General features: G+C 68.0%; 7 protein-coding genes. 5 read left to right on the top strand and 2 right to left on the bottom strand.

Features of this window, described 5'->3' with window-relative positions; translation table 11 throughout:
- Positions 1–234: 234 nt before the first annotated feature.
- The 3 genes from ACFQ46_RS20560 to ACFQ46_RS20550 all read left to right on the top strand — a co-directional run bounded on the left by ACFQ46_RS20560 (position 235) and on the right by ACFQ46_RS20550 (position 2,108).
- A complete protein-coding gene (locus ACFQ46_RS20560; protein WP_380261575.1) occupies positions 235–801 on the top strand; it encodes a GNAT family N-acetyltransferase in 567 nt (188 codons plus the stop codon).
- A gap of 147 nt (positions 802–948) precedes the next feature.
- Complete coding sequence (locus tag ACFQ46_RS20555) at positions 949–1,437, top strand: hypothetical protein (protein ID WP_380261573.1); 489 nt, start codon at positions 949–951, stop codon at positions 1,435–1,437.
- Positions 1,438–1,763: 326 nt separating this feature from the next.
- The gene (locus ACFQ46_RS20550; RefSeq protein WP_380261571.1) at positions 1,764–2,108 is read left to right on the top strand and encodes a hypothetical protein; all 345 of its coding nucleotides are present in this window, start codon (positions 1,764–1,766) and stop codon (positions 2,106–2,108) included.
- A gap of 434 nt (positions 2,109–2,542) precedes the next feature.
- Here ACFQ46_RS20550 and ACFQ46_RS20545 read toward each other — a convergent pair whose 3' ends face one another.
- Positions 2,543–3,427 (bottom strand): ATP cone domain-containing protein, encoded by an 885-nt coding sequence (locus tag ACFQ46_RS20545; RefSeq protein ID WP_380261569.1) that lies wholly within the window; start codon positions 3,425–3,427, stop codon positions 2,543–2,545.
- A gap of 164 nt (positions 3,428–3,591) precedes the next feature.
- On the opposite strand from ACFQ46_RS20545, the gene ACFQ46_RS20540 reads away from it, so the two are divergent.
- Both ACFQ46_RS20540 and ACFQ46_RS20535 read left to right on the top strand, forming a co-directional pair.
- Entirely contained in the window at positions 3,592–3,951 is a 360-nt protein-coding gene (locus tag ACFQ46_RS20540; protein ID WP_380261567.1) for a hypothetical protein, read from the top strand.
- Positions 3,941–5,146 carry a CopD family protein gene (locus tag ACFQ46_RS20535; RefSeq protein WP_380261565.1) on the top strand — a complete coding sequence of 402 codons (1,206 nt, stop codon included), beginning with the start codon at positions 3,941–3,943 and terminating at the stop codon, positions 5,144–5,146. The genes ACFQ46_RS20540 and ACFQ46_RS20535 overlap by 11 nt, the downstream gene beginning before the upstream one ends.
- A gap of 71 nt (positions 5,147–5,217) precedes the next feature.
- On the opposite strand, the gene ACFQ46_RS20530 is transcribed toward ACFQ46_RS20535, so the two are convergent.
- The gene (locus ACFQ46_RS20530) at positions 5,218–5,412 is read right to left on the bottom strand and encodes a transposase (protein ID WP_380261563.1); all 195 of its coding nucleotides are present in this window, start codon (positions 5,410–5,412) and stop codon (positions 5,218–5,220) included.
- Positions 5,413–6,312: the final 900 nt, after the last annotated feature.

Here is a 6,312-nt window from a genome sequence, read left to right as displayed (position 1 = left end):
CGCCTTGCGATCACCAGCCACCGCACCAGCATGCCCGACATGGACCCACATCTGAAACAGTCACTTGGTGATGAGCTGGGTCACGGATCCGATCGCCCGTGGCGTGACCCGTATCGTCCGTCGCCGGCGAGGCAGCGAAAGCTGACCACGCGCGACTCGCGAGATGACTCTGCGCTGCGCGCGTACCGCGGGATGACCGTACGTTCGGTCCGGGCGTTCTTTTAGTGTCGGCAGGTGCTGGAGCTGACGACGGAGCGGCTGCTGCTGAGGAACTTCGCCCCCGACGACGTCGAGGCGGTGCATGCATATGCCGGCGACCCGGAGGTGTGCCGCTACACCGACTGGGGACCGAATACCTCGACTCAGTCGCGGGCCTTTATCGAGGAGATGCTCGCTGCCTCCGCTGCTGAGCAGCCTGACTCGATGACTTGGGCGGTAACCATCGCGGGTGCGGGTGCGGGTGCGGGTGCGGGTGCGGGTGCGGGTGCGGGTACCAGGGACGTGGTGGGGGCGTGCTCGGTGACGGTCACCAGCCGTGAGCACCAGCGGGGAGTGATGGGCTACGTCCTGACCCGGGCTCACTGGAGCCAGGGCTACGCCACCGAGGCCGCCGCCGCTGTGCTGCGCTTCGCTCGTGAGGAGCTGGGGCTGAAGCGGGTGGAGGCGACGTGCCGCCCGGGCAATGTGGCCTCGCAGCGGGTGCTGACCAAGATTGGGATGCAGCAGGAGGGGCTACTGCGTTCCCACATGCTCATCCGCGGCCGCCGTGAGGACAGCCTGCTGTTCGCTGCGGTCGACTGAGCGAACGACCGCAACGCGGGATTACCGTGCGGTCGAGAGTCGATGGCTGCTTCTGCCGGGTTGAGCAGGTGGTGACGTCGGTGGTCGGGGCGTCCGGCAATCCGGCGGGGACGACCAGCGAGGCTGTCTGCAGCGAGGATGGGGATCGTGAGCCGCTGCGCAACGTTGGAGGAGATCACCGCGCTGGAAGCGCGCTACACCGCAGGTGCCAGCAAGACCCTCGCCCCGGCTCGGGCTCAGCTGGCTGGACGGTGGCGGGCGGGCGAGCGTGATCGTGAGACAGCGCTGCGCTTGGCGTTCTTGGACTGGTACTCCTGCTCCGAACCGCAGTTTCTGACGGGGCTATCCGATTTATCCAGCTCCCAAGCGGTGGAAGAGGGCTTCTTCCTGCCAACCTGCGAGCACTTGCTGGCGGCTCACCCGGGCGATGTCGAGGTGCTCTTCGCCCTCGGATGGATGCTCACCTCCCATCCCTGGTGCGCTGGCGGTGCGTCGACGAGCGACGTCGAGGCCCGCGGGCGCGTGGTGTGGACGGCCTACCTCACCTCCCCGATCGAGCTCGGCGATGCGGTCTTCACCGATCGCGGCACTTACGGGATCTACTTCGCGCATATCCAGGCGACTCAGCGCCAGTGAGCGTCGCTGCGGCGCAGCGTGAGGTCGTGCTTCTTCAGGTACTTGAGGCATCGTCCGCTTCTCGCCATGCCCGAGACGTCGCCGGCCTCTGGCAACGGTCCGGAGAGCGGGATGACCGTGCGCTGCGCGCACCGCGGGGATATGTGGGTAATTCCTGCTGAACGGCTTCCACCCGGACATCGCCACGACCGCGAAGTCGTCGGGCGCGGGCGACAGCGCGCGCACCGTGGAATGACCGTACGTTTCGGCCGCTGAGCGAGATGGAGCACCGTGACGAGCCGATTGCCGTTCAAGCGGCCGCCACGGACACAAGGCACGGTGAGTCCATGCTGAGAGTGGACATCGGAGTGCTCCGGGAGGGACTGCTCGAACTCAGCGATGAAGCCTTCCAGCGTCGGGTGTGGACCAACTCAGCTGGTGATGACGTCATGTCGTCGCTGGTCGAGTGCTTGGCCTCCGTCTTCGATGACAGTGGGCTCACGGACGCTCTGGACAGGGGCGACGTCGGCTTCAACGACGACCTGGGCGCCAGCTTGCGACGCCTGGATTCGATCACTGCTGCGATCGATCAACGTGCGCCGGTGGAGCAGCTGCTGGACGACCCCGCACTGCGTCGCGCCCGTGAGGAGGCGGCTCACACGCTGAGACTGCTGGACGAGTCCGCCGGTTGATGGGTCTGCGGTCGGGGTGCCGCTGTCGAGGCCGCGCTCCGCTGGTTCGTTCGCTCTTCGGCTGCTCGTTCGCTGACCCTGTGGCAACGGCTCGGCCATGACCGCACGCACCGCGCGATCGTCGACACGACCGCGACGTCGCCGGCAGCTCGGGACCGCGCACAACACGGGATGACCGTGCGGACGCGCACCGCGGGATGGTCGTGACGTCTGTGCCGCGCACGCTGACCGGCGGCGTCATCTCTAAGTCAGATCACCCGAGGGGCAGGCGCGGTACCTGGAGATCGACGAGGACTGCTCTCTCGACGGCGCGTCTGACTGCGCCCAGGGCTGCTGGCGAGGGGGTGACCGACTGCCCTCGGGGACGTGATCGTGAGCGCGTGAGGACGCCGAGCTGGGGTGCCGACGTTCGACCTCGCCGGGTCGGACGCGGGTCATCGAGGGCGGATTGCCGTCCACTCCGGGACGTCGTCACGTTGGAGGTCCTGGAACTCGTCCCAAAATTCGCCCCAGTTACGCATCCGCTTCACTGCGGTGGCGTAGCGCAGGTAGGGAACCTTCGCGCCCTGTGCGCGCAGCGTGCGCATGACCTCCGAACTGATCTGTTCGGTGAGGACCAGCGAGTGTCCGTGCAGCGAGCCACGTACCTCGGTGGCGATCCGGCGGGCGAAGTCCTCCACCACTTTCTTGTCCGGGTGGAAGGAACGGGCCGCGATCTGGATGCTGCGCTCCAGTTTGCCCTGGTCCCACGGCACGGGCTCGAAGCGGCCTCTTTTGCGCACCGTGACTTCGCCGGACGTCGCGTGTTCTAGCGGGTTGGGATCGTGGCTGGGCCAGTTTGCGGGATCCTGCAACCAGTCGCCGAGGTCGCTCATTCTGGTCAACCGCAGAAATCCGATGGCGAAGCGGATGCGGTTGACGGCGAAGATGATCGTGTCGCGCTTGAGTTCCTCGAGCACGATCGTGCCGATCTCGTGGGTCGTCACCGTACGGCCGCGACGGGGTTGGGCCTGGTGCACCACTCCCCGGACGATGCGGTCCACGACGGACTGTGGAACTTCGCCGATGCTCTTGTCCAAGGCTGCCACGATCCCGTCGCGCACCTTGGACTCCTTGAACGCTTCGGGTTCGCGGTGTGGGCGGAGGACGTTCGCGACGTCGTCTTCGGCTACGTCCACGTACTCGATCGTTCGGACGGTGCGTTCGCAGCGTTGGCACTCGCGGTAGCGGACGACTGAGGCACCTTCTTCCTTGCTGTACCGGGCACGGGTGGTGGTGACTCGCGTTTCGCCGCCGCAGGTGCCGACCGTACAGATCATCGTTGGATCCTCTCCGTCTCTTCCAGGATGACCACATCTGTAACCGAGGGCAAGAGGTCGAGGCCGAGAATCCGTCACATGGCGTTAGGTCTCGTGCCGGACTATCGCGGATAGTGAGGATCACCCACACGGGCGAACCCTCGCCCCGACGGAGGGAGTGGATGATGACCACCGAACTCGCTCGCCAGGAACCCCAGAACCTGAAGCTCCGGATCAGACGTGGACGTTCAGCTACCGCCGCTCTGACGCTCGCCCTCGCGGTGGGCCCTGCCGGTCCCGCCGGGGCTGCGGCGCTTCCCACGAGCAGCACCGACGCGGCGCCGGGAACCGGGATGAGCTTCTTGTTGCTCCTCTTCGGGGCACTCTCGATCGTCGCGCTCTTGGCTGGGCCCGGGGCCCTGCGGATGGTGCGCTCGGTGATCTTTCCCAGCGATCCGGAGCCCGCGGACGCCGAACTCACCCTGACCCGCTCCGCCGACGAACCGCCGAGTTCCCCGAACGAGAGGCCGGCCGATGACCAGTGACACGAACTCCGTCTCGATCCACCACGTCCCGACGCCGGACCCGACCCCGGACCCGGTGACGACGAGTCTCCCGGCCCTGGATGACGAGGTCCGGCCTGCATTCGACTCCTCCGACGAGACCACCACCCCCTACCCGGCGTCCACCGAAGCGGTTGGGCCCTCTAGGGCTCGGCTCATCGCGACGGTGGTCCTGATCGCCCTGCTGGTCCTGGGGTTGCTGCTGTGGTGGGGCCACCACGACGCGGACTCGGTCTGGCTGCCGGTGGCCCGTCTGGGTGCTCGCATCGGGGCGGTCGTGGCTGTCGGTCTGTTCCTGGTCTTGTGGTTGCTGCCGCAGGAGGACCGGGAGGTGTTGGGCCCGCGGGGTCCGCAGGTCGTGATGCGGTGGGCCACCTGCGCCACCATCGTGTGGTCGCTCAGCGCGACGGCCGAACTCCTCCTGCGCTACCAGGACGCGGTGAAGGCCCCGATCTGGCGCGACGTCACCGGGGCCGGCACGTTCCTGCTGGGCAGCGGGGAGGGGGCTCTGCACACCGCCCACGTCGTACTGACGCTGCTGTTGCTGGTCCTGGCCCTTCGCACGCCCGATACGCGGGGGGTGTCGCGCTTCCTGGCCATGGCCGTCGTGGCGATCGGTACCTTGCCGTTCATCTTGGTCTACCCGCAGAAGGGGCATCTGCTGCCGCCCAGCGCCGCCCTCGGCGACGCCGCGCACGTGCTCGGCGCGCTGCTGTGGACGGGGGGCCTGATCGGACTCGTCGTCGTCCTCGTTCTGGTGGACCGGGCGGGAACGCTGCCGCCCTCGACGACCGACGGAAACGTCGGCGGATGGGGACCCTGCGAACAGCGGAGGTTGGACTCGCTGACCCGGGCCGTGGACGCCTACTCCCTGCTCGCGCTGGTGGCTGCGCTGGTGGTCACGCTTAGCGGCGTTCTGATGGCCTGGGCGACGATCGGTTCGTGGTGGCCGCTCCGGCCGCCCGGGCAGGGTGTACCGGAAACGTACCTGGGGCTCGTCGTGGCGAAGGTGGTCGGCACGCTGGTCCTGCTGGCCGCGGGGTACCGGCACCGGACCAGGACGATGCCCCGGTTGCGGCGCAACGAGCGCAAGGCGTTCATGCGGCTCGCGGTGGGCGAGGTCGGGCTCATGGTCGCGGTCATGAGCCTCGGAGTCTTGCTGAGCTTCGCCCACTGACGCGCAGTTCTTCGGTGACGTCCCACCCCCGCACATCGGGTGGGGCGTCGCCGTACGTCCGGGCGCGGAGTTCACCGTCCAGGATCGAAGCTGTCGCCGGGGAATCGTCCTCGGTGCTGACCCCCGTTGGCCCTTGACAGAAACCGCAGCAGCGCCTTGGCGTTAGGGAAGGTCCGGACCACGTCGATGCGGCGCTTGCCCCCCCGGTTCAGCAGTTCCAGCGGATTCGCCGACAGGACTTTGCACTCGTGCGCCACGCGAAACACCGCGAACCCCGTGACCTCCTAGCCTGGCCTCTATTGGTCGTGTGGGCGTTGTGGCTGGCCCGCGGTGCTCGCGAGCGCCGCGGGGGTGGGGGGTCGCGGGTAGGCCGTTGAAGTTGCTGGTCTCGCGCAGCGAGCCGAGGACGGTTTCGCAGTGCCCGCCTGCGGCGGTGGCCAGGGTGTTGGCCAGCGAGGACTTGCCGACGCCGGGGTGGCCCATGAGCAGGGGGACGACGTTGGGTGCGGGTGGCGGCGTCGATGATCCGCAGGAGGGTCGTGTCGGCGGCGGCGGCGGTAACCGAGGCGGTGGAGGTGGTTGTGGTCATGGTCGGGTTCTCCTGATCGGTGGGAGGGGGCGGCGGTCGGCCGCTGGGGGGGCGGGATGCGTTGCGGCGCGGTGTACCGGGGAGGGGAAGGGAATGTTTCCGCTGTTGTTTTCCCCTTTATCCGGTTCCGGCCAGGGGGGTTCGCGACGCTAGCCGGCGGTGCCCCTCGGCGGCCTTGGAGGCCGGTGGGGCCCGGGTGGTGGGATGCCGCTGCAGGGCAGGGGTTCTGAGGATTCTACGGGCTTCCTCAGGGCCGGAGGGTGACGGTTCCGCGGTCGCCCGAACCCTGATCGTCAGGGCGTAGTTTCTCGGGTTCTGCGTTCGGTGCGGTACGAGTTCCGACCTGGGCCGCCAGGCCCCGTCGGCACCTGTGTCGTGGTGAGCGCGAAGCGCGACGATAGTTGTTCCCTGTAACTTGAAACCCTCGAACTCAGCGGGTTTCGATCCGCGCTAGCGGAGCGAGACACGCTGCGCAACCACTTACGAAACTTTAGGCCGCGCCAGCGGCCAGTGGTGCATTGCTCGCGCGCCAGCGCGAGGGCACGAGGCGGCGCGCCAGCGCCGCCTCGCTGCCCCC

The organism is Kineococcus sp. GCM10028916, assembly GCF_042674865.1.
Classification (GTDB): domain Bacteria; phylum Actinomycetota; class Actinomycetes; order Actinomycetales; family Kineococcaceae; genus Kineococcus.
The sequence above is the reverse complement of the archived record's forward strand: the minus strand, read 5'-3'. Positions and strand labels throughout refer to the sequence as shown.